Genomic DNA, 25,205 nt, shown 5'->3' with positions numbered 1-25,205 from the left:
AAAATGTCTATATACCTTACAAATATAAGATTTTGATTCGAGATAATGGTTTCAAACTACGATTCTTTGCGCTTGTAAGGTCTAATTATTAGTCCTAAAGGTTTATCGTAGGTCAAATAGTTGGCCATCCAATCATAAAATGCCATGATTTTATTTCGAAAGCCTACCAACGACATGATATGGATGAACATCCAAACCATCCAGGCAAAAGTACCTTGGAATTGCCATTTAGGTAAATCTACTACTGCTTTTTTACGACCAATGGTTGCCATTACACCTTTGTTTTTATATTTAAAGGGCACCATTGGCTGTTGAATTATCAGCTTGATGATATTATCGGAAAGTAGTTTACCCTGTTGTTGGGCCACCGGAGCCAACATAGGCAGGCCCTTTGGATTTTCAGTTGTTACGCAAGACGCCACATCTCCAATGGCAAATATATTCTTTGTGTTTTTTACTTGATTGAAAACATCAACCAATATGCGGCCGCCTGCTAAAGCATCGGCAGGAAGCCCATCAATCGGCGCTGCTTTCACCCCAGCGGTCCATATAACCGTGTCTGTGGCAAATGAGGTTCCATCTGCGAGAGTCAATATCTTGCCATCATAAGCATCCACCTTAGCATTGAGATGGACGTTCACGCCCAACTCTCCTAAATACTCCAAACTTTTCGTTGAAGACGCTTCTGACATGGCAGATAACAACTCTTTTGCAGCTTCGTAAAGATTGATTTCCATTTTGGACAAATCGAGGTCAGGGAAGTCTTTCGGAAGCACAAAATGCTTCATTTCCGCGAGCGCCCCGGCCAATTCAATTCCAGCAGGTCCGCCACCAACGATGGCAATATTCATAAGATCATCAATAGAGCGCTCATCCTGATGTGCCAATGCCTTTTCGAGATTTTGATAAATATAACTACGCATATTCAATGCATCTGGAATGGACTTCAAGGTTAATAATTTATCCTTGACCGGTTCGAAGTTAAAAAAGTTGTTCGTGCTTCCCGTGGCGATCACCAAATAGTCATAAGCAATGGTCCCTATTGACGTATGAAGACGTTGAGTGGCTACGGAAACCTGATCCACCTTGGCCATTCTAAAACTGAAGTTCTTTTGGTTTCTAAAAATTCGCCTGACTGGATAGGCTATACTATCGGGCTCCAATCCACCTGTCGCAATCTGATACATCAAAGGTTGGAAATTGTGATAATTGTGTTGGTCTATTAAAAGGACTTGGACAGGTTTATTCTTGAAAGATTTCGCTATGGTTATTCCTCCAAAACCTGCACCAACAATAACAACTTTAGGTGTGGTTTGTATGTTCATTCGGCAGGATACTATAATTTAAACACTCGTGAAATGACTGGGCGTTTCATTTCATAAAGATACAAAATCCTTTCCCTTGAAATATTAAAAACTATATATTAGATTGGAATTGAATATTCTACACGAGTCATTATATGGACATTTTGCAATAGCTTATTTTATTCCATCAGAGGGTTTTAATACATTAAAGTCTTTGATGAAATATCTAAAAATCTTGAATTTAATAAGTTAGCAGTCGACAGCATAAAATCCATGTATTTCCGCCATTTGTATTAGGTGAAGTGCGATAAATTATCTAAATTTAGATTCATAAAACAAGAAGCCGAGGCAAATATCCATCTGTGAATACGTAATTTGTATTTGCGATTGAGACAACTCTGAGGCTATTAAAACCGCTTTGTAAAAATGACCTATATAAATGACAATGTCATCCCTGGAAATCACGGTAAGACATTTACCACAGATGTTAGAAGTCCTGAGGAGAAATCAAAATTGAAAGCTGCAATCATGAAAATTGATGGTGTTACCAATGTGATTTTTGAAGATGTCTATCCATCTGAGGTTACCGTTCACACCGATAAAGTCGTCCATGTGAACGAGATTCAGGATATAGCTACTGATCTTGAATTTCATGTGATTGCAAAAGGACCTTTCTTTCCTTTGTTTTAGAAAATCACTATTCTTTTTCTTTTACGAGAATAATACTTGCCGTAACTCCAGTCAAGAGGTTCCACTTTTTAGACGAGACCTGAACACCATTGTCGTCGTAAACTTGAAATTCGGCTGTATTTGGACCAGACTCTCCCTGATTAAGCGCTACAAAGTCAATTTTATTGATGCCCTCCACCAAAGGCACATCAAAGCTCTTGTAGTTGCCTGTCAGTAATAAATCGGCTATAAAAACCGTACCATTGACAAATACCCGAACCCGGTCGCCATCAGGATATTCATGGTCCCGACATCTAATATTGGCTTTTTTTCCGGTGATATTAAAATTGCCCAAAAACTGATCTTCCATGGTTTCCATTCGGAAACCTTGCTCTACAGCTTTCTTGTTCCATTTATTATCAAAGATTTCGCCAGGATCACGCAAATTGCTATCGTCGAACATTGAAAATTCAGTTTCGCGTTTTTTAATGGTGATCGGGCTTTCAGCTTTAGGCTGTTCTTCTTTTATGATTGGGTCAATTTTGACAGGTTCAGGTTCAGGTTCTTTCTTTTCGTCCTTCTTCTCCACCGCAGGAATAGGAATACTCTTAACTGGAAATTCCTGAGCCTTGGTTTGGAAAATTGCAACAAGAAAAAAAATGCCTAAAAGTTTATATTTATAAGATGTCATAAGCTTAAAAACTAGTTCGGATATAAGAATCAAAAACCATACCTATCAGCGAAACTAACGATTAATTCCGACTATAATTTTAAAGGAAACGTTAAAACTTACCGTTAAAACTCAGTCTAAGTTTTCTAATATATTCTTCCATCAGCCATTCTTTGTAATTTTTGGTACTGTTCATCATACAATAAGAATACTGTTTGATCCGGTATGAAATGTCGTCCATCAAATATTTAGTGAGGTCCCTAGCTTCAAAAATGGTTTCGGCATTGGCAATACACATTTTGGAATGCTGTTCTATCGACCGTTCGATGGTAACCATAGATTTGTTGCCGTCAGCAATGGCTTTTTCATATTCCGCTTTGACATCGAAGTCGATATTTTCAGAATTCTTAAAGCGTTCCCTGATGGAATCTGGCATGACGTACACAAAATCACGCTCAATATCCTCGTCATTTCGGAGGTTTTCGAGATATAAATCCGGGTACTTGAAAATATGCTGCCAATCGACCGTTTGTTCCCAAGGTCCAAAACGAACCGCATTATTTCCCAGATCCAAAACCAAAAAGGATTTTTTATCCTTTAAAATACGGGAGCCCCGCCCTATCATTTGAAAATATAAGGTCAATGACCGTGTGGCACGGTTCAAAATAACCGACTCAACGGTAGGCTCATCAAAGCCCGTGGTCAAAATACTGACTGAGGTCAAAATGGCATCAGGCGTGTTCTTAAACCATTTCAAAATTTCCTTTCGTTCCTGTTTGCTGCAGGTATTATCCAAATGCTTCACCTTATAACCAGCACGCTTAAACGAATAATAAACCTCCTTAGAAGTGTTGATGCCGTTATTGAAAATCAGTGTTTTCTTGCCTTTCGACATTTCTTCGTAAGCAAAAATAAGCTTGCTCAACATATAGGAATTGGTGTAGAGTGTTTCCGAAGATTTAACGGTATAATCACCATTGATTCCTATCTTCAACGTGTTTAATTCCACATCAAAGTTGTACAAATTAGCATTTGCCAAAAATCCATTTTTTATCAAAGTCGAAATATCATCACCAACAATCAATTTCTGGTAATTATCTTTCATTGGCAATTTAATATTGGAACTAAGTGGCGTTGCCGTGACCCCAAGGATAAAACAGTTTTCAAAAAATTTGAACAGTTTTCTGAACGAATTATAATGCGCTTCATCAATAATGACCAATCCAATATCTTCCAATCGCAATTTTTTATCATTAAGACGGTTGTTTAAGGTCTCGACCATGGCCACGAAACACTTGTATTGATCTTGATCAGGGAGCTCCTTGACATGGCTATTGATGACCTTATTTTCGACATCAAAATTAGTCAGCATCTTTGAGGTTTGTTTACATAGCTCAATGCGATGCGTGAGAATTACAACCTTCTTATTATGGTTTTTAATATAGCGCCTTACAATTTCAGAAAAAATCACAGTCTTCCCTCCTCCGGTTGGAAGTTGGTACAACAAATTAAAATTATCTGGAGCAGTTTCCATGACCTCAAAAATCTTGTTCAAATCAGCAAGCTGATAATCATAAAGATCTTTTTTGGTTTCGGTTTGGTTAAGTTGCTCTATAGTTTCTGACATAAAAGTTTGGGTTCAAAAAAATTTCCACAAATTTAAGACTTTATAAGAGTTATTCTTAGTTAATGTTGAAAAGAATTAACAAGTATTAGGATTCTAATTCGTGATTATCTGATAGTTATCTAAGGGGTCTAAAAAGATATTTGGATATCCGCTTTTGGTCGTAAGGATTAAAAACTGAAAATACAATCCCGACTTGTTGTTTGCTCCGCCCTAAAAGGGATCAAAAATCTCAAATTATTAATTAAATTGAGAATAAGCCACTCTTTAGTCCCGATAGCTGTCTGGAAAGGCAAGGCTTATTCAGATTTTAAATGAGTAACCTCTATTTTTAAGGATTAATTGCGGATATGTAATAAAGATATCTTGTAAAAACTAAAAAGAGAAACCGATTGGTTTCTCTTTTTGAATTTTCTGATTTCCAATTTCTTAGGAAATAGTGATTCGCTTTGCTGGCTTATCTTTGGCCTCTTCTTTTTTCGGTAAATGCACCGTTAAGATACCTTCTTTATATTGGGCACTGATTTTATCAGACTCAATTGTATCTGGTAAGGTAAAGGTTCTTTTAAAAGACGAATATCCAAATTCGCGTCGCGTGTAATTTTCTTCTTTATGCTCTTGTTCTTCTCTGGTTTCGGATGAAATAGAAAGGACTTTATTATCAACATCAATATTAAAATCTGATTTTTTCATTCCAGGAACTGCGATTTCTAAAAAGAACTCATCGGCGTTCTCTTTAATATTCACTGCCGGAAGCGTCATTCCTGTATTGAAATTGGACAGAAAACCTGTTCCCATTCCGCCTTCAATTAAATTGTCAACCCAAGATGAAAAACTTGGTAAAGAAGAAGTGTTTCTCTTTGTAGAAACCTCATTGCCATGTTTAGGCATTGTTGCTAATGTACTCATTGTTTTCAAATTTTTTATAGTTAAACTTTATTTTGATTACTATACTTCAAAATCAATACCAGCTGTGATTTTAGGTCAAATTACTGACATATCTATCCAGATAACCGACATTTTGACACTTATAATACCCTGATAGCTAACATTTTGGCAGTTTTAACATTTCTATAACTACTTTGTATCGCATAGTACTGTAACAAAGCATTTGTTGTGTCGTCTTTATAGTATAATCATTAATTAAAAAATTAGAAATCATGAGAACATTAAACAGTAATCAAACAACAGGAACATTTCAAAACTCAAAAACATCTGCTTGGAATACCAAAAGACGTTTTAAAAACTAATGCTATTAGAATTTCATCAATCTGCCAAGAATCTTGGCACCAAATAACTTCACAATGAAAACTTTATCCAAAATAATCGACTCATCATGTACTTAAAATGACGATCTGGAGACGATTAAAACTCAATCTTCATCAAAATTACTGGCGCCTTAATCGAACGCCAGTATTTCGTGGCATCAATTTTGTGATTTCGTTAACATATCCTTAACACTTCACATGATGAGACATTCACAAAAATCTGCCCCACAGGTCAATGCTGGCTCCATGGCGGACATCGCCTTTTTATTATTGATTTTCTTTTTGGTAACCACTACCATTTCTGCTGATAAGGGCATTAATAGAAAACTCCCTACCAATTGTCCACCGGGAACAGACTGCTCAATGGAAATCAACGAACGTAACATTTTAAGAATTGTATTAAATTCGAATGATGAATTGATGGTTGATAATGAGCTTATCGCAATTGAAGATTTGAAAGCAAATGTTAAAATGTTTTTGGATAATAATGGCAATGGTTCTTGCTCCTACTGCAACGGAACATCTGCGAAGTCGCTCTCTGACCACCCTAAGGACGCCGTGGTCTCTTTGTCCACGAGCGAAACCTCCAATTATGCAACTTTTATTGCCGTACAGGACGAACTCTCCAAAGCCTATTATGAGTTAAGGGAAGTTTACGGATATACTGTTTTCGGGAAATCGCCGGACAAGCTAAATGCTTCTGAAATTAAAGAAATTAAACAGGCCTATCCTTTTATACTATCTGAAGCAGATACAAAATAAATAAAGACACGAACCTACCCGAATGGGCCGGTTCGTGTTCATACTTATCGACAATGGTCATTCTTCTTTTGGCAACCTAAAATCGATACAAACCTTTCTCCTTCCCCATGCTCTTGCTGCTTCAATATCTTCTCCCATATAAATATCAATATGGTTACGCCATTTATGGTGCATTTTATCCTTTACCAAATAAATCCCCTCAAAACCTTCTATGACCACAGGAGTATTGTGTTTTAAACCTTTACGTAACAAGTCCCGAGACACGGCAATATATTTCATGCCTGGTTTTAAACTGTCACCAAATGCCGTAATATTAGGGTTTCCGCTTGTTTGTCGGACCGTAGAATTATAGGCAGAAGCTTTGACATACATTGAATCCCAAATATGTTCAGAATCCTCCTTTTGTTCTTCAGTACAGCTAAAGACCAATAATAATAAAAACAGAAATCGGATTTGCATAAAATAAATATACAACATAAATACAATTTTGTAACTTGTCGTTTTTAAAATTAACATAACCAAACATGAAAAACACTATTCTTTCCTTAAGTCTCATCACACTTCTTATGAGCTGTAAAAACGAAAAAAAACAAATGACAGAGACCAATTCAGCACAAGACTCCATTGCACTAATTGAACGTGCAAAGGCAATACATGATCGTGTGATTACCCTTGACACCCACGCTGATATTAATGTCAAGAATTTTACGGATTCTATCAACTACACTCAAGACCTAAGTTCGCAGGTGACCTTGCCAAAAATGGATCAAGGTGGATTGGATGTGGCTTGGTTTATTGTTTACACAGGTCAAGATGAACTAACAGATGAAGGTTACAAAAAAGCTTATGAGAATGCGATGGACAAGTATAACGCCATCCACAAATTGGTAGATGACATTGCGCCAGATCAAATTGAACTGGCATTGACTTCAGATGATGTACGACGCATTGTCAAGTCTGGCAAGAAAGTAGCAATGATCGGCATTGAGAATGGGTACCCTATTGGAAAAGATATTTCCAATGTTGAAAAATTTTATGATTTGGGCGGACGCTATATGTCTTTGGCCCATAATGGTCACAGCCAATTGAGTGACAGTAATACGGGAGAAGCAGATTCCATTTGGCTACATAATGGCCTTAGTGATTTGGGCAAAAAAGTAATCAAAGAAATGAACCGCTTAGGCATGATGGTCGATGTATCGCACCCAAGTAAAGAAGCGATGAGAGACATGATCGAATTGTCTGAAGCTCCAATAATCGCTTCCCATTCGTCAGCGAGAGCATTGTGTGATCATAGCAGAAACTTAGATGACGAACAATTGGATTGGTTAAAAGAGAACGGTGGCGTTGTACAAGCGGTTGCCTTTGCAGCTTACCTGAATACTGAAAAGGCCGAAAAACGTGCGGCTTTTAAAAAGGAGGTTGCACTAACAGTTATGGATTCCATGAACGTTGCTTACTTGGACTGGAGTGCTGTTAGGGAACTGAAAGCAGATGAACGCGAGGCTTATTATGAAGTATTACAAAAAGTAAATCCTATAGTAGAAGCAAAATTAAAAACCATGAAAAACGTTCCGGAAGCTGTAAATGTCTCAGACCTTGTAGACCATATTGATTATATGGTTAACAAAATCGGGATCGAACACGTTGGCATCAGTAGTGATTTTGATGGCGGAGGTGGAATTGAAGGTTGGAATGATGCTTCAGAAACCTTCAACGTTACTTTAGAACTTGTGAAACGCGGCTACACCGAGGAGCAGATTGGTTTGCTTTGGAGCGGGAATTTACTACGGGTACTGGATGACGTTCAAGCTGTGGCAAAAAAACTACAGAGTTAAAAACAAACAGTCTATATATAAAAAGTCCGCTATATGCGGACTTTTTGCGTTATAAATAAGTGAGATTTTATTCTTTTTCCATTCCTATAAGTTGAAGCACTTTTTCAGAATCTGCTTCAGAAACAAAAAGTTGAATCTCTCCAAAAATTCCTGCATAGGAAGAGTCCATTTTATTCACCTCCTGGTACTCTATACCTTCATTTTCCAGAATGTTCTTAATTTCCATGACCCTAACTTGGGAACTGCCTGAATATATTTTGATGTCGCTCATAATCTCTTGTTTTTAAAATTAACGTTATCTCTGTAAGTTAATCAAAAAAAATAATATTAAGAAGATAAAACGATCTCAAACGAGCGTTTGTTTAATGAATAACATTTCAAGAGTAAAACTGTTGGTGGAAAAACGCCAGCATTGGTTTGCTTTCCCCATACTTTGATAAAATCTGTTGAATACATTCGTGATCACGATAGCTATTGGGCCGTGGCTAAAATTAATACGCCAAAACCTCCCTTAAAGCCATTTCAAACTTCCCTTTCGCCAAATACTGATCCTCTAATTGGTTGATAAATGGAATTGGCGTTTCCATACTTGCCACCCGTTTTACCGGTGCATCCAAATATTCAAAGCAATTTTCCATGATCAAGGCGCTCAAGTCACTTGCAATGCCGCCAAACATAGAATCTTCCTGCAGAATGATGGCGCGTCCAGTTTTCTTAACCGATTCATAAATGGCTTCGGTATCTAAAGGTTGTAAAGTTCTTAGATCGATGAGATCAGCAGAAACATCTTCATTGTTTGACAAGGTGTCTAAAGCCCAATGCACTCCAGCGCCGTAAGTAATGATAGTAATAGCATCTCCTTCTTTTAGGAGCGATGCTTTTCCGAATGGAATTGTAAAATAATCTGTTGGTACATCTTGTCGAATACTTCTGTATAATGCCTTATGCTCAAAATACATCACCGGATTTGGATCATTGATGGCTGTTGCCAACAGTCCTTTGGCATCATATGGAAATGCAGGATAGACCACTTTTAAACCTGGGGTTTTTGTAAACCATGCTTCGTTGGTCTGCGAGTGGAAAGGTCCTGCCGCAACTCCAGCGCCACAAGGCATCCGGATCACCACATCGGCATTTTCATTCCAACGGTAATGTGATTTCGCCAAATAATTGACAATCGGATTAAAGCCTGAACTCACAAAATCGGCAAATTGCATTTCCATCACAGCTTTCATGCCGGCAATAGACAGACCCATAGCCGTTTCAACAATGGCCGATTCGCATATTGGTGTATTTCGCACGCGTTCGCGTCCAAACTCTTTTACAAAGCCTTCCGTGATTTTAAAAACTCCGCCATATTCAGCAATATCCTGCCCCATAATCACAAGGTCTTTATGACGTTGCATGCTCTGTCTTAAGCCTTGAGAAACAGCATCAATAAAACGAATGTTTTCTGAATTGGAATTTGGTTCAACATGCTGATATTCAAAATCTTTATAGACGTCACCTAATTCAATGGTTTCATCAGGAACAATCGCCTCTTCTGCGCCTGCCACCTGTAAAGCTTCGTCTATTTCAGCCTTAATTGTTTGATGCAACTCGTCATCTTTGGCGGTAGTAAGAACGCCTAAATTGAGCAGGTAGTTTCTATAATTATTGACAGGATCTTTAATTTCCCATTCTGCCATTAATTCATTAGGAACATATTTAGTACCACTCGCTTCCTCGTGGCCACGCATTCTAAACGTCTTAAATTCAATTAAAATGGGACGCGGTCGTTTGCGTATGCTTTCGGCAAGCTTCAACACTTTTCCGTACACTTCAAGAATATTATTGCCATCAAAAATAAAAGAATCAATGCCATAGCCTTTGCCTCTATCGGCTAAATCCTTACAGTGATATTGCTCTGAAGTTGGCGTTGATAAGCCATAGCCATTATTTTCTATACAAAAAATGACGGGCAATTGCCAAACAGCAGCCACGTTTAATGCTTCATGGAAATCGCCTTCGCTTGTCCCTCCTTCTCCTGTGAAAACTGCCGTGACCTGACCTTTATTTTTTAATTTACTGGCCAATGCTATTCCGTCGGCTACGCCCAATTGCGGGCCTAAATGTGAAATCATCCCAACGATATGATAATCTTGGGTTCCAAAGTGGAACGAACGATCGCGCCCTTTTGTAAACCCATTGGCTTTTCCTTGCCATTGACTAAACAATCGGTGCAAAGGAATATCGCGCGTTGTAAAAACACCTAAGTTACGATGCATTGGCAGGATGTATTCGTTAGTTTGCAAGGCCATCGTCACGCCTACAGAAATCGCCTCCTGTCCAATACCAGAAAACCATTTTGAAACTTTGCCTTGACGTATAAGAATGAGCATCTTTTCTTCAATCAATCTTGGCTTCAACATGTTCTTATAAAGTTGAAGAAGTATCCTATCATCAAGATTTTTCTTATCGTAATTTATATGGCTCTTGGCTGCTGTCAACATAAGGTTCAAGTTTTAAAGTTCAAATGTAAATAAAATTAGAGAGATTGACTGTAAACCCTTGATCTTTTAGCGTAATAAAGCAACTACATTTAATAGTATTTTCGTTACTTTTGTAATTAAGACAGTTAAATCTAATAACCTATATAAATATGAATGTGATACCAAGTGTGAATCTTCAGGATTTTGTTTCTGGTGATCCGGTTAGAAAGCAAAAATTTATTGATGAAATAGGCAAGGCTTATGAAGAAATAGGCTTTGTTGCGCTTAAAGGCCATTTTTTAGATGATAAATTAGTCGGTGATCTTTATGGTGAGGTGAAGAATTTCTTTTCATTGCCAGTAGAAACCAAACGGAAATATGAAATCCCAGGAATTGCCGGTCAACGAGGCTATGTTTCTTTTGGGAAAGAAAGTGCAAAGGGCCAAAAACAAGCCGACTTAAAAGAGTTCTGGCATTTTGGTCAATATGTAGAAGACGACCCTGTCCGTGCCAAAGAATATCCTGAAAACGTAACGGTCACAGAATTACCAAGATTCAATGAGGTAGGAAAAGAGGCCTACGCAATGCTCGAAAGAACAGCAAAATATGTGCTTAGGGCTTTGGCACTTCATTTAGGATTGGAAGAAACTTATTTTGATAATTATATCCATAATGGCAACTCCATTTTAAGACCTATCCATTATCCACCCATTCACGAAGAGCCTAAAGAAGCTGTTCGAGCGGCAGCACATGGTGATATTAATTTAATCACCTTGTTAATGGGAGCTCAAGGACGTGGGTTGCAAGTACAAAACCATAAAGGCGAATGGATTGATGCCATCGCGCAACCAGATGAATTGATGATCAATGTTGGCGACATGCTTTCACGTCACACCAATAATAAGTTAAAATCAACGATCCACCGAGTTGTCAATCCCCCTAAAGAGCTTTGGGGAACATCTCGCTATTCCATTCCATTTTTTATGCATCCCATAAGCGAAATGAAGTTGGATGTTTTGGAGAGCTGTATTGATAAAGACAACCCTAAGCAATTTGAAGATATTACTGCTGGCGAGTTTTTACATGAGCGTTTAATAGAATTAGGATTGATCAAGAAATAGTTGACAGTAGGCAGTTTTCAGTTGGCAGTCATGCAACTGAGGACTGCCTGCCCGTCCACAGCGTTTGCGGAGGACGGAAGACCAGAAGACTAAAAAAACATGGATTTACAAGACCAACTCAAAAAGTTGTTCCCAGAACACACCCCAGAAGAAACGCCTGAAGACGAACCCTCTAATATTTGGCTGCAGGATGATCCCATTATTTGTAAATATGAAAAGCGAAAAGGTAAACCGATTACTATTATAGAAGGCTATACCGGAGCTACAGAAGATTTTAAGATATTGGCAAAGGAACTCAAAACAAAACTGAGTGTCGGCGGGAGTTTTAAAGATGATAAAATCATTATTCAAGGGGATTATAGAGATAAAATTATGGAAATCTTAAAGGAAAAAGGATTTACAGTAAAACGTGTGGGAGGCTAATGGGATTCGGAGTTTTACATATTACCAACGGCAATGATCTGACAGATTATTTGAACGAACTGAAAATTGAAGGTGATTTTTTGACCTGGCAGGAAATGCTCTGTGAAGGCCCGACAACAGAAGAGATTGAGACTGACGAGTTTTTCAATCTCCGGAAGGAATTTTTATTGGAGTTTTATGATATTGAAATCGCAGAAGCTGAGCTTCTAAGTGAATTGGACGTTTTAAACCATACAGATCAGTTTGAAGAAATTGTATTATGGTTTGAATACGATTTGTTTTGTCATATCAATTTGATGGCGATTATCAACCTTTTGAAACAAAAGAAAATTGAAATCCCACTCTACTTGGTATGTAGCGGCCGCGTGAAAGGCGAAAAAGATCTTAAGGCACTGGCCGAATTAAAGCCTGAACAACTTCATAGGGAATTTAAAAATAAAATTAAACTATCCGATGAAGATATTGAATTGATGAGTTCTTTATGGCGGATTTATTGTGGTCACGATCATAATCTCTTTAAGCCCTTTATTGTGCAAAAATCGTCGTTCCCATATTTGAGTAGTTGTTTGAAAGCACATTTAGAGCGCTTTCCGGATTCTAAAACAGGACTTTCAACTTTAGAAACGCATACGCTTCACATGATTTCTGATCATAAAGTATCATCAAAGCGACACTTATTGGGCTATATCCTGAATTTTCAAGGCTATTATGGCTTTGGGGACATTCAGATTGAAAGAATGATTGACAGACTTAATATTTTTTACACTGAGGAAGAAGACCAAATTGTACTCAATCGGAAAGGACATGATGCGCTACTGGAACGACGGGATTTCTCTAAAGAATTGGCCTCCAAGATGATTTATGGAGGTGTCAAAAAAATTGATTTTCAGTTTAGTAAAATTGAAAATAAACTTATAAAATCGACCTAATGTCAATAAAAGCATCAGAACTTATACTCAATCCGGATGGCAGTGTCTATCATCTTAATTTAAGACCGGAACATCTTGCTCCAACTATCATTACTGTTGGTGATCCTGACCGTGTGGACAATGTGACACAGCATTTTGATCACATCGAATTTCAGACAAGAAAAAGAGAATTTCACACGCAAACTGGTACCTATAAAGGAAAACGGATCACAGTCATTTCCACTGGGATTGGAACCGACAATATTGATATTGTATTCAACGAATTGGACGCTCTGGTCAATATTGATTTAGAAAAACGCAAAATCAAGGACCAACTCACTTCTTTGGAAATCATTAGGATTGGGACCTCTGGTTCTATCCAAAAAGAAATTCCCTTAGATTCCTTTCTGATAAGTGATTACGCCGCTGGCTTTGACAGTTTATTACATTTTTATGAAAGTGAACACATTCAACATCACAAGATTTCAGAAGCCTTAGTAAAACACACCAATTGGAGTCCTCTAAAGTCAAGACCATATATTGTAAGATGCAATGAAACCTTGCTCAAAAAATTTAGCTCAGATAAAACTGTAAGAGGCTTTACGGCTACCAATGTTGGTTTTTACGGACCTCAAGGTCGGGTTTTAAGGCTTGCCCTACAGGATGACGACCTTAATAATAAATTGGCAAGTTTTGATTATAACGATATGTCCATCACCAATTTAGAAATGGAAACTGCCGGAATTTATGGCTTATCAGCGCTTTTGGGCCACAAAGCCTTATCCATGAATGCGATTATTGCCAATCGGGCGACTGGCGAATTTAGTAAGGATTCAACAAACCTTGTCAATAATTTGATAATATATACATTGGACAAGTTGGTGGAATAGTTTGAAAAACCCCTATAATTTTAATAATAAGTTTTAAAATCAGATTCCCACCCCAAATTTGTATAAGGATTGTGCGGGATAAATAAATAAATTTTTTAATGACGACAGTAAAAATTGGTGGTGTACCCGAACATTTTAATCTTGCGTGGTATTTAACGCTAAAAAACGGCGAATATAAAGAGGAGAATATCAATCTGCGTTGGGAAGATTATCCCGGAGGCACTGGTGCCATGAGCGAAGCACTTCGAACAGGAGATATTGATATGGCCGTTATTTTAACTGAAGGCATTATTAAAGATATTGTAGAAGGAAACCCGAGCAAAATCGTTCAAATTTTTGTAGAAACACCACTTATTTGGGGCGTTCATGTTGCGGCTGACTCTGAATTTAAATCTATTGAAGATTTGAAAGGAAAACGCTGTGCGATTAGTAGATTTGGATCAGGATCTCACTTGATGGCCTATATAAATGCTGAAAATCATGGTTGGGATTTAGACACTGATCTTAAGTTTGAAGTCATACAAGATTTGGACGGCGCCGTTAAAGCTTTGAGCAATGGCGATGCGGATTATTTTATGTGGGAAAAGTTTATGACCAAACCCATTGTGGACTCAGGTGTTTTTAGGCGCATTGACAATTGCCCTACACCATGGCCTTGTTTTGTTATTGCCGTAAGGAATGAATTTTTAAAAGCCAACGAGAATATAGTCAAGATTATTTTGGAGGTTATCAACAATACGACCATTGATTTTAAGGAAATCCCAAGCATTGATAGAATGATTGCCAACAGATATGAACTGCAATTGGAAGACGTGCAGGAATGGCTTTCTTTGACAGAATGGTCGCAAAGCAATTTGGATGAAGCTACAGTAAAAAAAGTGCAACAGAAATTAATGAAATTAGACATCCTTAAAGAACAAAAGCCTTATCGCGACATTGTCAAAGAAGTATGAGCTCATCCCTATGGAATTAACATAATATTAAGTTTTTCTTAGATTGACATGGGGTTGTTTTAAAATTGCATACATTTGTAGTCCAAATCGTCCAAATTCCCCTGGTATATATAAATACATATGATCATGACCATTATTTTAATTATTGCTTCCTTAGTTGTTTTAAATTTCCTACTCCTAATATTCAGCTGTAATAGAACTACAAAAAAAGTCATTTCAGAAGTAAAACCCATCAAGCGTCCTTTTTCAGTCTCCAATCAACTGGATTCACGCCAACTTGCTCCAACTGGTAGTTAGTCTTGCTAAAACATTTATTTCCAAACCAATAGCCTCTATTGGCACTTAATGGCGAAGGATGCCCTGAAGTAATTATTGTATGTTTGGAAGTATCTATTAATTTAGCTTTCTTTTTGGCGAAACCTCCCCAAAGTAAAAATATCACGTGTCTTTTTTGATCGTTTATTGTTTTAATAACATGATCTGTAAAAATTTCCCATCCTGGTTTTTGATGACTGCCAGCAGTTCCTGCCCTTACCGTTAAGGTGGCATTGAGCAACAGAACACCTTGTTTCGCCCACGGTTCTAAATTTCCTGAGACAGGATATGGGATTCCCAAATCAGATTCTAACTCCTTAAAAATATTTCTGAGTGAAGGCGGATGCACAACGCCTTCGTTAACTGAAAAACACAACCCGTTGGCCTGTCCTGTGCCATGATAGGGATCTTGACCAATAATAACGACTTTTACTTGATCGAATGGGCACCAATTAAAGGCATTGAAAATAGCTTCTTTTTTGGGATAACAGGTCTGAGTGGCATATTCATGTTTGACAAATGTCATTAAATCCTTGAAATAAGGTTTCTCAAACTCCGATTGAAGTCTTTTTTTCCAGCTGGAATGGATATTGATATGCATGATTGTTATTATGTTTTCGATAAAAATAAGCTGATTTTCGGTATGTAGTAAATTATGCATCCCAAAACTTTAAATTTCCGTAAATTTGTTCCCAATTAAAGATGCCCTATAAGAGAATGCACATTCAAGATAAAACCTTAAAAGATATTGAATTTTATACCGTCTTAAATCAAATGGCGGAATACTGCATGACTCATTTGGGCACTGAAATGGCCTTACAGATCAAGCCATTTCGCAAAAAAGAAGAGGTATTGCAAGCTTTGCAGCTGACCAATGATTATTTGGCATCTTTTGAAAATGACAATCGCATTCCAAACCATGGGTTTGAACCCATTACAAAAGAAATTCAATTTTTAAAAATAGAAAACTCATTCCTGGAAACTGGGAGCTTTAAAAAAATTAAAGCTATTTCTGTCTCTTCTAATGATATTATTGGTTTTTTAAAGAAGTTTAAAGAATACTACCCAAATCTATTTGAGTTCTCCTCGCCTATTCCCATCACCACTGAGTTGATCCATCAAATAGATATTGTAATTGATCGTTTTGGCGATGTTAAGGACAATGCGTCAGATGAACTATTTAAGCTAAGGCAGGAAATCAATAATATCAGAGGTAAAATCAACCAAAGTTTTGTGTCAGCATTGAATTCTTACAGTGCCATGGATTACTTAGATGATATTAGGGAATCAGTGGTTGAAAACAAGCGCGTTCTGGCAGTCAAAGCAATGTACAGACGTAAGGTAAAAGGTGCGATTTTAGGAGGCAGCAAAACAGGAAGTATCGTATATATTGAACCGGAAGCAACTTTTAGATATACTAGAGAACTCAATAATTTAGTTTTTGAAGAAACGGAAGAAGTCAACAGAATATTAAAACAGCTGACTGATTATATGAGACCGTTCCGTGGGTTGTTAAAGAATTATCAGATGTTCTTAACTGAATTGGATGTGATTTTTGCAAAAGCAAAATATGCCCAATCCATTAATGCTCTTTTACCGGAAATTACTGAAAACAAAGACTACGTTCTGAGAGATGCCATCCATCCATTACTTTATATTTCGAATCAAAAGAAAAATATTAAAACCTTTCCGCAATCTATAACATTGCATCCTGAAAACAGGATAATTGTGATTTCAGGACCAAATGCGGGTGGAAAAAGTATCACCTTAAAAACAGTAGGCCTATTACAAGTGATGCTGCAAAGTGGGCTTTTAATCCCAGTTCATGAACGCAGTAAAATTTGCCTATTCGATCGAATATTAACTGATATTGGTGACAATCAATCGATTGAAAATCATTTAAGCACATATAGTTACAGATTAAAACAGATGAATTATTTCCTAAAGAAGTGTAATGGGAACACTCTTTTCTTGATTGATGAATTTGGGACCGGAAGTGATCCGGAATTGGGTGGTGCTTTGGCAGAAACTTTTTTGGAGGAGTTTTACCATAGAGAAGCTTACGGAATTATCACCACCCACTACTCCAACCTTAAGGTTTTGGCCAACGAGTTGCCTTTCATGCAAAATGCCAATATGATGTTTGATGAAAAAAGTTTGGAGCCAATGTTCAAACTTGCATTGGGTCAAGCCGGAAGCTCTTTTACCTTTGAAGTGGCACAAAAAAATGGCATTCCCTATAGTTTGATCAATCGCGCAAAAAAGAAAATTGAACGTGGAAAAGTGAGATTTGATGCCACAATAGCTAAACTTCAGAAAGAACGTTCCAAATTAGAAAAGACGGAACGCTCTCTTAAAGTCAATGAACAAAAGAAATTGAACGAAGCTGAAAAACTTGAGGAAATAAATCAGAAAATACAAAAAAAGCTCGAAAACTATCAAGAGTTATATGATAGCAATCAACGTTTGATTTATTTGGGACAAAAGATGAATGATTTGGCGGAGCGTTATTTTGATAACAATCAAAAGCGTGAACTGATGGCAGAATTGTTCAAAGTCGTCCAAATTGAAAATTCCAAACGAAAAAAGGTTTCGGCCAAAGTGAAAAAAGTTCAGAAAGCAAAGGAGCAAAAAGTCATTAAGGAAGCTGAAAAAACGGTTGAAGTCATTCGCGAGAAAAAGAAAGCCGCCAAGAAAAAAGTAGAGACCGCTCCGAAACCAAAAGCTAACTTTAAAATTGGTGACCGCGTCAGATTACAGGACGGCAGAGCTGTTGGCAGTATTGATAAACTCGAAAAAAACAAAGCCATCATTAATTACGGGATGTTTACGACCAATGTAAGTGTGGATCAATTGGAATTGGTGGAAGCGGTTGGGAAGTGAGAATGATAGTATGCAATTGGCAGTTGGCAGTTGGCAGTCGAGTAAATAAGTTTAAAAATAGAACAACATGTCCATAGATTTGGAACAAAATAAAAAACTAATTCTTTTTGACGGGGTCTGTAACCTCTGTGATGCTTCGGTGCAATACGTAATTAAACACGATAAAAACGATCTGTTTCGATATACGACGTTGCAAGGTGAAGTTGGGCAAGCCATCATTAAAAAATTTGATGTGGACACTAGCAAAATGGATTCTATTTTACTCTATTCTCCCAAAAAAGGCATATCCTATAAATCGACCGCAGCTTTGAAAATTGCATCAAAACTTGGGTTTCCGAGACATCTGATGGTTATGTTTTTAATTGTTCCCGCTTTCATCCGAAATTGGGTATATGACTTCATCGCAAAAAATAGATATAAATGGTACGGCAAAAAGGAAGAATGTATGATTCCGACAAAGGAATTGAAGTCTAAATTTTTATAGAAAAGAATAACTGATCTTTAAATATCGCATAAAAAAAAGTCCTCGGCAAAGGACTTTTTTCATTTAACAACTACTTAAAAACTAAATTAATCTTAAACTTAACTATTGCAGAGGGAATAATAAGTTGATTAATAGCACATTATTTTGATACCGTAAATCTATACAATTGATTTGTGATCAAATAAAATAGTCGTTGTATGTCTTAAAATAATTGATTAAAAAGTATTTGATGTTAAAATCATCTACAAACGACATTGCTGAACCAATTTTTAAGTGTTTCGTTCTAAATTTCTTGTATTATAAAGTTGCTAATCTGCTATTGTACAGATAATCACCGTACATGCTTCTGTAGTAGACCTTTCGTTCAATAGATTCAATAACGGGTGTTGCAAAATCAGCATCGTACATCTGCCCCATTACGTTTAAGCCGCCTGGGCTGAAGACGTTAATTTCCATCAACTTAGAACCTACAATATCGATCCCCACCAAAAACATACCATCTTGAACCAGTTTAGGTCTGACAATATCGGCAAGTTCCATGATCTGATCCGTCATTTTCACTTTTTCAGGCTTACCGCCCGCATGAATATTACTTCTAATGTCTCCGGAAGAATTGACGCGTTGCATTAAAGCGTACTGGCCATCCACTTGTAAAGGTTCTCCATTCATGAGGAACAACCGCGTGTCACCTCCAGTGGCCTCAGTGAGGTATTCTTGGGCAATTACAAAGCCGTCACGACAAATGGCATCAATGGTTTGCGATAGATTGTGTTCGTTCTTCTTATCCATCATGAATACATTGGTACCGCCCGACCCTTGCAAAGGCTTGAGGATCATTTTCTGCTTTTGTTCTTTAAAGAACTCCTTTATCTCATCATGGTCTCGGGTAATTATGGTTTTAGGGCGAAGGATTTCAGGAAAATGCTGAAAATACATTTTATTCACAGCACCCGCCAAACTACTCGGATGATTGAGTACCAATACGCCATTGCTCATAGCTATTTCACCAAAAATAAAGGCCGCATTATAGGCCCAATCACGTTCGTTGATTTCATCTGCGGGATTATTCCTCAAGAACAGAACATCCAAATCTTTAGAAGATAAGTTGACAAATTCTTCATTTTGAACCGCTTTAAAATACGTTTCCTCACCTTTAAAAGTTCTCTCAGTGATAGTTTTGCAGCGAACAGAAAGATGTCCTTTTGAGGCATACGACAATTCGCCAACACCGATAAAAAACACTTCATGTCCTCGTTTATAGGCGGCGTAACCCAAAGCAGGTGTTGTATAATTCCACTTTTCCGTGGCGTGATCATTGATTATAAATCCTATTTTCATTGTATCTGATTTTATTTTACAAGATCAACAATATTTATCCCCTTCCTTAACTTTTTCAAGCGTTCCTTTACCTCATTACGATCTAAAAAACTCGGCAGTATGGGTTGTCTCAATACGTTTCTGTACAGCAATTCTTCAATTAAAGCGATATGGGTGATATTAAACTTGCCCGTATATAGTGGTTCAAGCTTCCCTCCTTTTTTAAGGTATGCCATCAAATCTATAAGCCCGGCAAGATATACTGCATCTTTAGTAAGTCCGCCGCCCCTATAAACACGCATACTTATATAATAGGCCACACGATTTGGAAACGCATAGAACTCTCTCAGCAGATTAAAAGTTTCGATAAAGCTGGCATTGCCTACCATGGCGTTTACGGCAATGACACGTCCTGCCAACAATCGCAAACGGTTTACGGTCAGTCCGCCAACCAAATATTCAGCTATCACAGCCAATCCTTCCTGCAGTTGATCATAACCTTCAAATCCGCTGTACATCTGCTTTAAAGGCTGACTTTTACCATTGCAATAGGTCAGGATATGTGTGCCTATTTCGTGCTGAATCAACGCATCACAGCGATTCGCATCCAGATTCATTTCATTATTGATGAGCAATTTGGACTTTGATACCATGATGCCGGCTACATCATCCCTTACTTCAATACCGAGCTCCAAGTCAGGAAATTTATGTGCATAATAATCTATTTCTCTTTGGGCATGTTCTGCGAATTCCGCACTATTAAAACGCTTGGAACCTTGGATGATCTCTCCTTCCGGATAGGTTTTTAAAATGTGCTCAGCCGCCTCCAGAACATCTTTCCGGATCACTCCATAAAGACTTTCACCAATAAATCTAAAATTATCGGTGCCACGCTCCTCAAGCATGATCAATTGCTTTTCTATTTCGAGACGTTTTCCTCGTAATATAAATGCAATGGTTGGGTCTTCGACCAAATCTATGGGAATATTAAAAAGTTTGCGTTTTTCCAGCTCAGGATCTATCGCAATCAATCTGTATTTAAACGATGGCGTAACCGTGTATTCATTCTGCTCAAATTTGTCCCATTCCTCGTTACTGTTTACTGGTGTCACTCTTAATAGAAAAGACATCCGTTCACTGATTTTTGCAAGTTTAGTATCTGAAGAAATGGTAACAGCGTCAATATGGGTCTTGCCCAGCATCAGGTAATTCTCAAAGGCATCGGTAGTTTGAACCCTTATAAACTCATAGACCGCTCTTTTTATAGTTTCGGAAAAAATGGTGTAGAATTTCCTGAAAAACAAGGAGAACAACTCATCGGTTTCTGTGTTTTGATAAACGGCAGGAATTGAAATGCCAATAATAAGTGTTCCTGATTTTTTAGAAGTGGAGATGTCCAATAGCGGCAACAAATGTTTTGGATGCCTAAACTCTGTATGAATTATTTTTGTGCTTACAATGGAGAGTGTTTTTTTTATTTCACTAAAACCCTCCTCCAATGCATTGACTGTTTCCTCTGATTTGTCTTTTGGACCGTAAATTTGAAATTGATTTTTAAGGGCGTCTTTATCTGGCCATAATTCCAAAATCAGAAAAGTTTCAAACTTTTCAGAAGTGATCAATCGGATGGCTTCCAAGAGATGCGAAATATCGATACTCTCTTCGACAATTAGGTAAGAGGCTTGCGTTTTAAGAAGTCTTGAGAAATACATATCCAAATCCTTGTATCGATACACACAAATAAAGGGTAAAAGTTTATCAATGTGCAACAAACCGTTTTTTGGCAATTCGGCATTCACAGGAACATTGTCGGTGATGTTTTTGCAAATGGTTTGGACTAACTCAGCATCTATTTGGTGTTCCTTGATCATTTAATTAGAATATATATTATAGAAATCTGAAGCATGTTCGGGCAATTGCTTCTTTAAGCCCTTTCTGATGGCAGAGACAACTTCCGGATAGATCACCTGTCCGAGTTCATCACAATAGATTTTAGCCACTTCTGTAGCCAACACTAAGGTGTTATTAAAGTTATTGGTGATGAATTTCAAAAAATAACCATTGCCCTGAAAGGTGTCATTGATTTTGGCTGTTGGTGGGATATCATTTGGCAACTTAATTTTAGACAACTGATCCCGCCAGGCCTCTACTGCTTTTTCAAAACGTATGTTGTCTATATTGGAGGTCCCCAAATTCCAAGTTGGTACTTCCCTGTCCCAGCGCTTCCAATTATAACTATGCAGATCATAGACCACACAGCATCCAAATTTTAGTTCCAGTTTTCGAATCAATGCGTGGACCACTTTATAGAAGTTCTGATGTTTTTCAAGACTTCTTGATTTTTCGTCTTCGGTCAATGGTTCTTTCCAAAGCTGCTTACCCCAGGCGTCTTCATAAATGGCATTCTCTGGAGCTCTGTTTAAATCATATTCAAATCTGGAGTCCATTCCCGAAATCACGATAGGATGTGGTTTCAGCATCGTTTTGGTCTTTGGATCTTCTTCATACCACCGCTCATATTCTGTATGCAGGCACTTAGGCCATAATTCTTTACGGAACTGGTGTCCGTTATGCACGGCAGCGCAAGCGTATGGTACGTAATCGTCAATTTTTAGGGTGAATGAATAGTCAGAAGCGACCGCGTGAAAGAAATCTTCGTTTTCTATTTTTGAGATAATGTCTTGAATTGAGAGCTTTTGCATGAATTGAAAATTATAAGAAGTTTAGAGCTTTTATGTGACATAAAATTCTCACATCTTCACAAATTTATAGAATAATGTGCTGTCAACCCTACTCAATATGATAAATTATAGTTAATATATGCTTTTATTGAACAGCGTTGGAACTTAAGAAGAGTGCCATTTTTAAAAGCATTTTAACATGATGTGCATAGGTTTTTAGAATACCTTTGCGAGCTTGTTGTAAAATTCTGGAATGAACTCAAAGTATTATATAGCAGTAATCTCGGCCTTTACTATATGGGGCTTTTTTAGCATTGCACTGAAGTCTCTTGACTCCTTTTCGGCATTTGATATCCTGAGTTATCGGACCTTGGGATCTGTCGTCATCATGTTTTTTGTGTCCTTAGTGCTTCGACCGAAAGCATTGAAAACAAATATAAAGTTGTTCAATTCGCTGACAACAACCGACAAACGGCGTATCGTCATCATCAATGTACTGAGCGGCTTATTTTTGGCCCTTAACTGGTATATTTTTATTTATGTGATGAACAACGTGAGCGTAAGTGCCACGTCTTTGGCCTATCTTATCTGTCCAATCTTGACCATGGTATTGGCTTATTTACTACTCAAGGAAAAGCTTTTGAAATTGCAATGGGTCTCCGTAGTGTTGAGTTTAATAGGATGTCTATTATTGTCCTTAGGAAATTTCACGGATCTGTTTTACAGTATGATCATTGCATTGACGTATGCTTTGTATTTGGTCTTACAACGAAAAAATCAAGAAATGGATCGTTTTTTAGTGCTGACTTGCCAAGTCTTTTTTGCAGTGATTTTTCTGTTGCCCTTCATCATTAGCTATGATTCTCCCAACGAAAAAACACCATTTTTCTACGGAATGTTAGCTTTGATTGCTGTGGTATTTACCATCATTCCAATGTTTCTTAATATTTATGCCTTAAGAGGATTGAACTCTTCTGTAGTTGGCGTTTTTATTTATTTGAATCCGCTCATTAACTTCATGCTCGCCATTTTCTATTTTGATGAAAAGGTCAGCTTTATTGAAGCCATTTGTTATCTCTTGATTATTATCTCTATTGTCATCTTTAATTTTGCTGCAATTAAAAACAGGATCAACCGAAGGCGTGCTGCGCATATTTGATCTTAAGATTTCAAATCGAAAGTTTCTGTTGGATCTTTGGCATCTTCATAATTCAACATATTCTCGCCATCAGCTATTATTGCACAAACGGTGGCGTCTCCAGTGACGTTAACCACAGTTCTGAACATATCAAGAATACGGTCAACAGGGAAAATGATGGCAATCCAAGCGGGGTTAAGCCCTACGGAATCCAACACAATAATCAACATCACCAAGCCTGCACTTGGTACTGCTGCAGAACCTATAGAAGCCAATGTTGTGGTCATTACCACGGTGAGTTGCTGCCCTATAGTCAAATCAATCATATGCAATTGGGCTAAAAAGACCACTGCTACGGCTTGGTATAAACTGGTGCCATCCATATTCACGGTGGCGCCAATTGGTAGAACGAAACTGCTTATTTTTTTGTTTACGCCAAGGTTTTGCTCCACACATTCCATGGTGATAGGAAGTGTAGCGGCACTGCTCGATGTTGAAAATGCCAAGGTCTGAGCCGGACTCATTGCCTTAAAAAAGCCAGCATAAGGGATCTTTTTAACAAAAGTCTTTAAAATCGAAGGATAAGTTATGAATATCATAGTCAAAAGACCACTAAGAACAGTTAATGAATACCAACTAAGTCCTTTAAATATCTCAACGACTTTCCCAATATCATCCCCAGCCATTTTACTCACTACGCCTGCCAACAGGGCAAAAACGAAAAATGGAGCGGCTTGCATAACCAAATCCACCATTTTAAGAAACACCTCGTTTATACCATCGACCAATTTTAAGACTGGTCCCGATTTTTCATTTGGGATAAATAATAGACAGACGCCAAAGAAAATTGCAAAAAATATAATTTGCAACATCAAACCATTATTGGAAAGTGAGTAGAAGAAGTTGTCGGGAACGATATCAATCAACGGCTGCAAAGGCGTTGTTTCTTTGCGTTGGTCAGCGGTTGCTATTTTGTCTGAGACCGAAACTTCTTTTAAATCTTGCTTGGTTAATTCGGAAATTTCCTGTGCTCTTTCTAAAAACTCTGGATCCTTTAAATAATTGATACCATCTTTGATTTCATGCCCTTGAGAACTGGCCCAAATTTCATAGTTGATTCGGTTGTCTATTCGGCTTTGCTCGTCTATGAGCTTTCCAGGCTTTATCGTATTAACTAAAATTAAACCTAAGGAAATGGCAAAAATCGTCGTCAGGAGATAAAGAAGTAAGGTTTTCCCTCCCATTCTTCCCAAGCTTGAAGGATCTCCAATATTTGCAACACCACCAATTATGGAAAACAACACCAAAGGAACTGCAATCAATTTCAATAAATTAATGAAAATAGTACCAAATGGGTCAATCCAATTGATGGTAAATGCGCTCCAGCCCATGTAGCTGGATAATAATGCCCATATAACGCCAAGGACCATTCCAATGATGATTTTCCAGTGTAGTGCTAATTTTTTCATGTAATTATGTTTTCATT

At 37.6% G+C, this 25,205-nt stretch carries 23 protein-coding genes; 11 read left to right on the top strand and 12 right to left on the bottom strand.

The window, feature by feature from the left end:
• Positions 1–56 precede the first annotated feature (56 nt).
• Positions 57–1,325: an NAD(P)/FAD-dependent oxidoreductase gene (locus J4051_RS06945; RefSeq protein ID WP_208233135.1), complete on the bottom strand. Its 1,269-nt coding sequence runs from the start codon at positions 1,323–1,325 to the stop codon at positions 57–59.
• 405 nt (positions 1,326–1,730) lie between these two features.
• Here J4051_RS06945 and J4051_RS06940 point away from each other — a divergent pair, with 405 nt between their 5' ends.
• Positions 1,731–1,994 (top strand): heavy-metal-associated domain-containing protein, encoded by a 264-nt coding sequence (locus J4051_RS06940; protein WP_208233134.1) that lies wholly within the window; start codon positions 1,731–1,733, stop codon positions 1,992–1,994.
• A gap of 7 nt (positions 1,995–2,001) precedes the next feature.
• On the opposite strand, the gene J4051_RS06935 is transcribed toward J4051_RS06940, so the two are convergent.
• From J4051_RS06935 to J4051_RS06925, 3 genes are all read right to left on the bottom strand, one after another.
• Complete coding sequence (locus J4051_RS06935; protein WP_208233133.1) at positions 2,002–2,664, bottom strand: hypothetical protein; 663 nt, start codon at positions 2,662–2,664, stop codon at positions 2,002–2,004.
• A 91-nt stretch (positions 2,665–2,755) separates the two neighbouring features.
• A complete protein-coding gene (locus J4051_RS06930) occupies positions 2,756–4,270 on the bottom strand; it encodes a DEAD/DEAH box helicase (protein WP_208233132.1) in 1,515 nt (504 codons plus the stop codon).
• A 426-nt stretch (positions 4,271–4,696) separates the two neighbouring features.
• Complete coding sequence (locus J4051_RS06925) at positions 4,697–5,176, bottom strand: Hsp20/alpha crystallin family protein (protein WP_208233131.1); 480 nt, start codon at positions 5,174–5,176, stop codon at positions 4,697–4,699.
• Positions 5,177–5,736: 560 nt separating this feature from the next.
• Between J4051_RS06925 and J4051_RS06920 the strand changes: the two genes are divergently transcribed.
• On the top strand, positions 5,737–6,297 hold the full coding sequence (locus J4051_RS06920) for an ExbD/TolR family protein (RefSeq protein WP_208233130.1): 561 nt from the start codon (positions 5,737–5,739) through the stop codon (positions 6,295–6,297).
• 57 nt (positions 6,298–6,354) lie between these two features.
• Here the strand turns inward: J4051_RS06920 and J4051_RS06915 are convergent, their stop codons facing one another.
• Positions 6,355–6,774, bottom strand: coding sequence for a 3D domain-containing protein (locus J4051_RS06915; protein ID WP_236027297.1), 420 nt, complete (start codon positions 6,772–6,774; stop codon positions 6,355–6,357).
• Positions 6,775–6,821: 47 nt separating this feature from the next.
• Here J4051_RS06915 and J4051_RS06910 point away from each other — a divergent pair, with 47 nt between their 5' ends.
• Complete coding sequence (locus tag J4051_RS06910; RefSeq protein WP_208233129.1) at positions 6,822–8,135, top strand: dipeptidase; 1,314 nt, start codon at positions 6,822–6,824, stop codon at positions 8,133–8,135.
• 67 nt (positions 8,136–8,202) lie between these two features.
• On the opposite strand, the gene J4051_RS06905 is transcribed toward J4051_RS06910, so the two are convergent.
• Both J4051_RS06905 and J4051_RS06900 read right to left on the bottom strand, forming a co-directional pair.
• Positions 8,203–8,406 (bottom strand): putative signal transducing protein, encoded by a 204-nt coding sequence (locus tag J4051_RS06905; RefSeq protein ID WP_208233128.1) that lies wholly within the window; start codon positions 8,404–8,406, stop codon positions 8,203–8,205.
• 220 nt (positions 8,407–8,626) lie between these two features.
• On the bottom strand, positions 8,627–10,627 hold the full coding sequence (locus J4051_RS06900) for an alpha-ketoacid dehydrogenase subunit alpha/beta (protein WP_208233127.1): 2,001 nt from the start codon (positions 10,625–10,627) through the stop codon (positions 8,627–8,629).
• A gap of 149 nt (positions 10,628–10,776) precedes the next feature.
• On the opposite strand from J4051_RS06900, the gene J4051_RS06895 reads away from it, so the two are divergent.
• The 5 genes from J4051_RS06895 to J4051_RS06875 all read left to right on the top strand — a co-directional run bounded on the left by J4051_RS06895 (position 10,777) and on the right by J4051_RS06875 (position 14,901).
• A complete protein-coding gene (locus J4051_RS06895) occupies positions 10,777–11,727 on the top strand; it encodes an isopenicillin N synthase family dioxygenase (RefSeq protein ID WP_208233126.1) in 951 nt (316 codons plus the stop codon).
• Between the two features lie 99 nt (positions 11,728–11,826).
• Positions 11,827–12,150 carry a translation initiation factor gene (locus J4051_RS06890; protein WP_208233125.1) on the top strand — a complete coding sequence of 108 codons (324 nt, stop codon included), beginning with the start codon at positions 11,827–11,829 and terminating at the stop codon, positions 12,148–12,150.
• Complete coding sequence (locus J4051_RS06885; RefSeq protein WP_208233124.1) at positions 12,150–13,079, top strand: DUF1835 domain-containing protein; 930 nt, start codon at positions 12,150–12,152, stop codon at positions 13,077–13,079. Before J4051_RS06890 ends, J4051_RS06885 begins: the two co-directional genes overlap by 1 nt.
• A complete protein-coding gene (locus J4051_RS06880; protein WP_208233123.1) occupies positions 13,079–13,948 on the top strand; it encodes a nucleoside phosphorylase in 870 nt (289 codons plus the stop codon). The genes J4051_RS06885 and J4051_RS06880 overlap by 1 nt, the downstream gene beginning before the upstream one ends.
• A gap of 98 nt (positions 13,949–14,046) precedes the next feature.
• Entirely contained in the window at positions 14,047–14,901 is an 855-nt protein-coding gene (locus J4051_RS06875; protein ID WP_208233122.1) for a substrate-binding domain-containing protein, read from the top strand.
• A gap of 232 nt (positions 14,902–15,133) precedes the next feature.
• Here J4051_RS06875 and J4051_RS06870 read toward each other — a convergent pair whose 3' ends face one another.
• Complete coding sequence (locus J4051_RS06870) at positions 15,134–15,817, bottom strand: uracil-DNA glycosylase (RefSeq protein ID WP_208233167.1); 684 nt, start codon at positions 15,815–15,817, stop codon at positions 15,134–15,136.
• A gap of 116 nt (positions 15,818–15,933) precedes the next feature.
• On the opposite strand from J4051_RS06870, the gene J4051_RS06865 reads away from it, so the two are divergent.
• Both J4051_RS06865 and J4051_RS06860 read left to right on the top strand, forming a co-directional pair.
• Positions 15,934–18,099, top strand: coding sequence for an endonuclease MutS2 (locus tag J4051_RS06865; RefSeq protein WP_208233166.1), 2,166 nt, complete (start codon positions 15,934–15,936; stop codon positions 18,097–18,099).
• A gap of 67 nt (positions 18,100–18,166) precedes the next feature.
• Positions 18,167–18,583, top strand: a complete 417-nt coding sequence (locus J4051_RS06860; protein ID WP_208233121.1) for a thiol-disulfide oxidoreductase DCC family protein — start codon at positions 18,167–18,169, stop codon at positions 18,581–18,583.
• A 297-nt stretch (positions 18,584–18,880) separates the two neighbouring features.
• Here J4051_RS06860 and J4051_RS06855 read toward each other — a convergent pair whose 3' ends face one another.
• Genes J4051_RS06855 through J4051_RS06845 form a run of 3 tightly spaced genes read right to left on the bottom strand, consistent with a single transcriptional unit; the run spans position 18,881 to position 22,602 of the window.
• Positions 18,881–19,921, bottom strand: coding sequence for a glutathione synthetase (locus J4051_RS06855; RefSeq protein WP_208233120.1), 1,041 nt, complete (start codon positions 19,919–19,921; stop codon positions 18,881–18,883).
• 11 nt (positions 19,922–19,932) lie between these two features.
• Positions 19,933–21,771: a flavohemoglobin expression-modulating QEGLA motif protein gene (locus J4051_RS06850; RefSeq protein ID WP_208233119.1), complete on the bottom strand. Its 1,839-nt coding sequence runs from the start codon at positions 21,769–21,771 to the stop codon at positions 19,933–19,935.
• Entirely contained in the window at positions 21,772–22,602 is an 831-nt protein-coding gene (locus J4051_RS06845) for an N-formylglutamate amidohydrolase (protein ID WP_208233118.1), read from the bottom strand.
• 232 nt (positions 22,603–22,834) lie between these two features.
• On the opposite strand from J4051_RS06845, the gene J4051_RS06840 reads away from it, so the two are divergent.
• Positions 22,835–23,740, top strand: coding sequence for an EamA family transporter (locus tag J4051_RS06840; RefSeq protein WP_208233117.1), 906 nt, complete (start codon positions 22,835–22,837; stop codon positions 23,738–23,740).
• 2 nt (positions 23,741–23,742) lie between these two features.
• Here the strand turns inward: J4051_RS06840 and J4051_RS06835 are convergent, their stop codons facing one another.
• Entirely contained in the window at positions 23,743–25,188 is a 1,446-nt protein-coding gene (locus J4051_RS06835; RefSeq protein WP_208233116.1) for a dicarboxylate/amino acid:cation symporter, read from the bottom strand.
• Positions 25,189–25,205 lie beyond the last annotated feature (17 nt).

It is taken from the genome of Gelidibacter pelagius, assembly GCF_017581925.1.
In the GTDB taxonomy this organism is placed as follows: Bacteria; Bacteroidota; Bacteroidia; order Flavobacteriales; family Flavobacteriaceae; genus Gelidibacter; species Gelidibacter pelagius.
This window is presented reverse-complemented; position numbering and strand designations above follow the sequence as displayed.

Bases quoted from the DNA above. Each gene is read 5' to 3' on its own strand.
- J4051_RS06945 (WP_208233135.1), bottom strand. From the start codon at position 1,325: ATGAACATACAAACCACACCTAAAGTTGTTATTGTTGGTGCAGGTTTT.
- J4051_RS06940 (WP_208233134.1), top strand. From the start codon at position 1,731: ATGACCTATATAAATGACAATGTCATCCCTGGAAATCACGGTAAGACA.
- J4051_RS06935 (WP_208233133.1), bottom strand. From the start codon at position 2,664: ATGACATCTTATAAATATAAACTTTTAGGCATTTTTTTTCTTGTTGCA.
- J4051_RS06930 (WP_208233132.1), bottom strand. From the start codon at position 4,270: ATGTCAGAAACTATAGAGCAACTTAACCAAACCGAAACCAAAAAAGAT.
- J4051_RS06925 (WP_208233131.1), bottom strand. From the start codon at position 5,176: ATGAGTACATTAGCAACAATGCCTAAACATGGCAATGAGGTTTCTACA.
- J4051_RS06920 (WP_208233130.1), top strand. From the start codon at position 5,737: ATGAGACATTCACAAAAATCTGCCCCACAGGTCAATGCTGGCTCCATG.
- J4051_RS06915 (WP_236027297.1), bottom strand. From the start codon at position 6,774: ATGTTGTATATTTATTTTATGCAAATCCGATTTCTGTTTTTATTATTA.
- J4051_RS06910 (WP_208233129.1), top strand. From the start codon at position 6,822: ATGAAAAACACTATTCTTTCCTTAAGTCTCATCACACTTCTTATGAGC.
- J4051_RS06905 (WP_208233128.1), bottom strand. From the start codon at position 8,406: ATGAGCGACATCAAAATATATTCAGGCAGTTCCCAAGTTAGGGTCATG.
- J4051_RS06900 (WP_208233127.1), bottom strand. From the start codon at position 10,627: ATGTTGACAGCAGCCAAGAGCCATATAAATTACGATAAGAAAAATCTT.
- J4051_RS06895 (WP_208233126.1), top strand. From the start codon at position 10,777: ATGAATGTGATACCAAGTGTGAATCTTCAGGATTTTGTTTCTGGTGAT.
- J4051_RS06890 (WP_208233125.1), top strand. From the start codon at position 11,827: ATGGATTTACAAGACCAACTCAAAAAGTTGTTCCCAGAACACACCCCA.
- J4051_RS06885 (WP_208233124.1), top strand. From the start codon at position 12,150: ATGGGATTCGGAGTTTTACATATTACCAACGGCAATGATCTGACAGAT.
- J4051_RS06880 (WP_208233123.1), top strand. From the start codon at position 13,079: ATGTCAATAAAAGCATCAGAACTTATACTCAATCCGGATGGCAGTGTC.
- J4051_RS06875 (WP_208233122.1), top strand. From the start codon at position 14,047: ATGACGACAGTAAAAATTGGTGGTGTACCCGAACATTTTAATCTTGCG.
- J4051_RS06870 (WP_208233167.1), bottom strand. From the start codon at position 15,817: ATGCATATCAATATCCATTCCAGCTGGAAAAAAAGACTTCAATCGGAG.
- J4051_RS06865 (WP_208233166.1), top strand. From the start codon at position 15,934: ATGCACATTCAAGATAAAACCTTAAAAGATATTGAATTTTATACCGTC.
- J4051_RS06860 (WP_208233121.1), top strand. From the start codon at position 18,167: ATGTCCATAGATTTGGAACAAAATAAAAAACTAATTCTTTTTGACGGG.
- J4051_RS06855 (WP_208233120.1), bottom strand. From the start codon at position 19,921: ATGAAAATAGGATTTATAATCAATGATCACGCCACGGAAAAGTGGAAT.
- J4051_RS06850 (WP_208233119.1), bottom strand. From the start codon at position 21,771: ATGATCAAGGAACACCAAATAGATGCTGAGTTAGTCCAAACCATTTGC.
- J4051_RS06845 (WP_208233118.1), bottom strand. From the start codon at position 22,602: ATGCAAAAGCTCTCAATTCAAGACATTATCTCAAAAATAGAAAACGAA.
- J4051_RS06840 (WP_208233117.1), top strand. From the start codon at position 22,835: ATGAACTCAAAGTATTATATAGCAGTAATCTCGGCCTTTACTATATGG.
- J4051_RS06835 (WP_208233116.1), bottom strand. From the start codon at position 25,188: ATGAAAAAATTAGCACTACACTGGAAAATCATCATTGGAATGGTCCTT.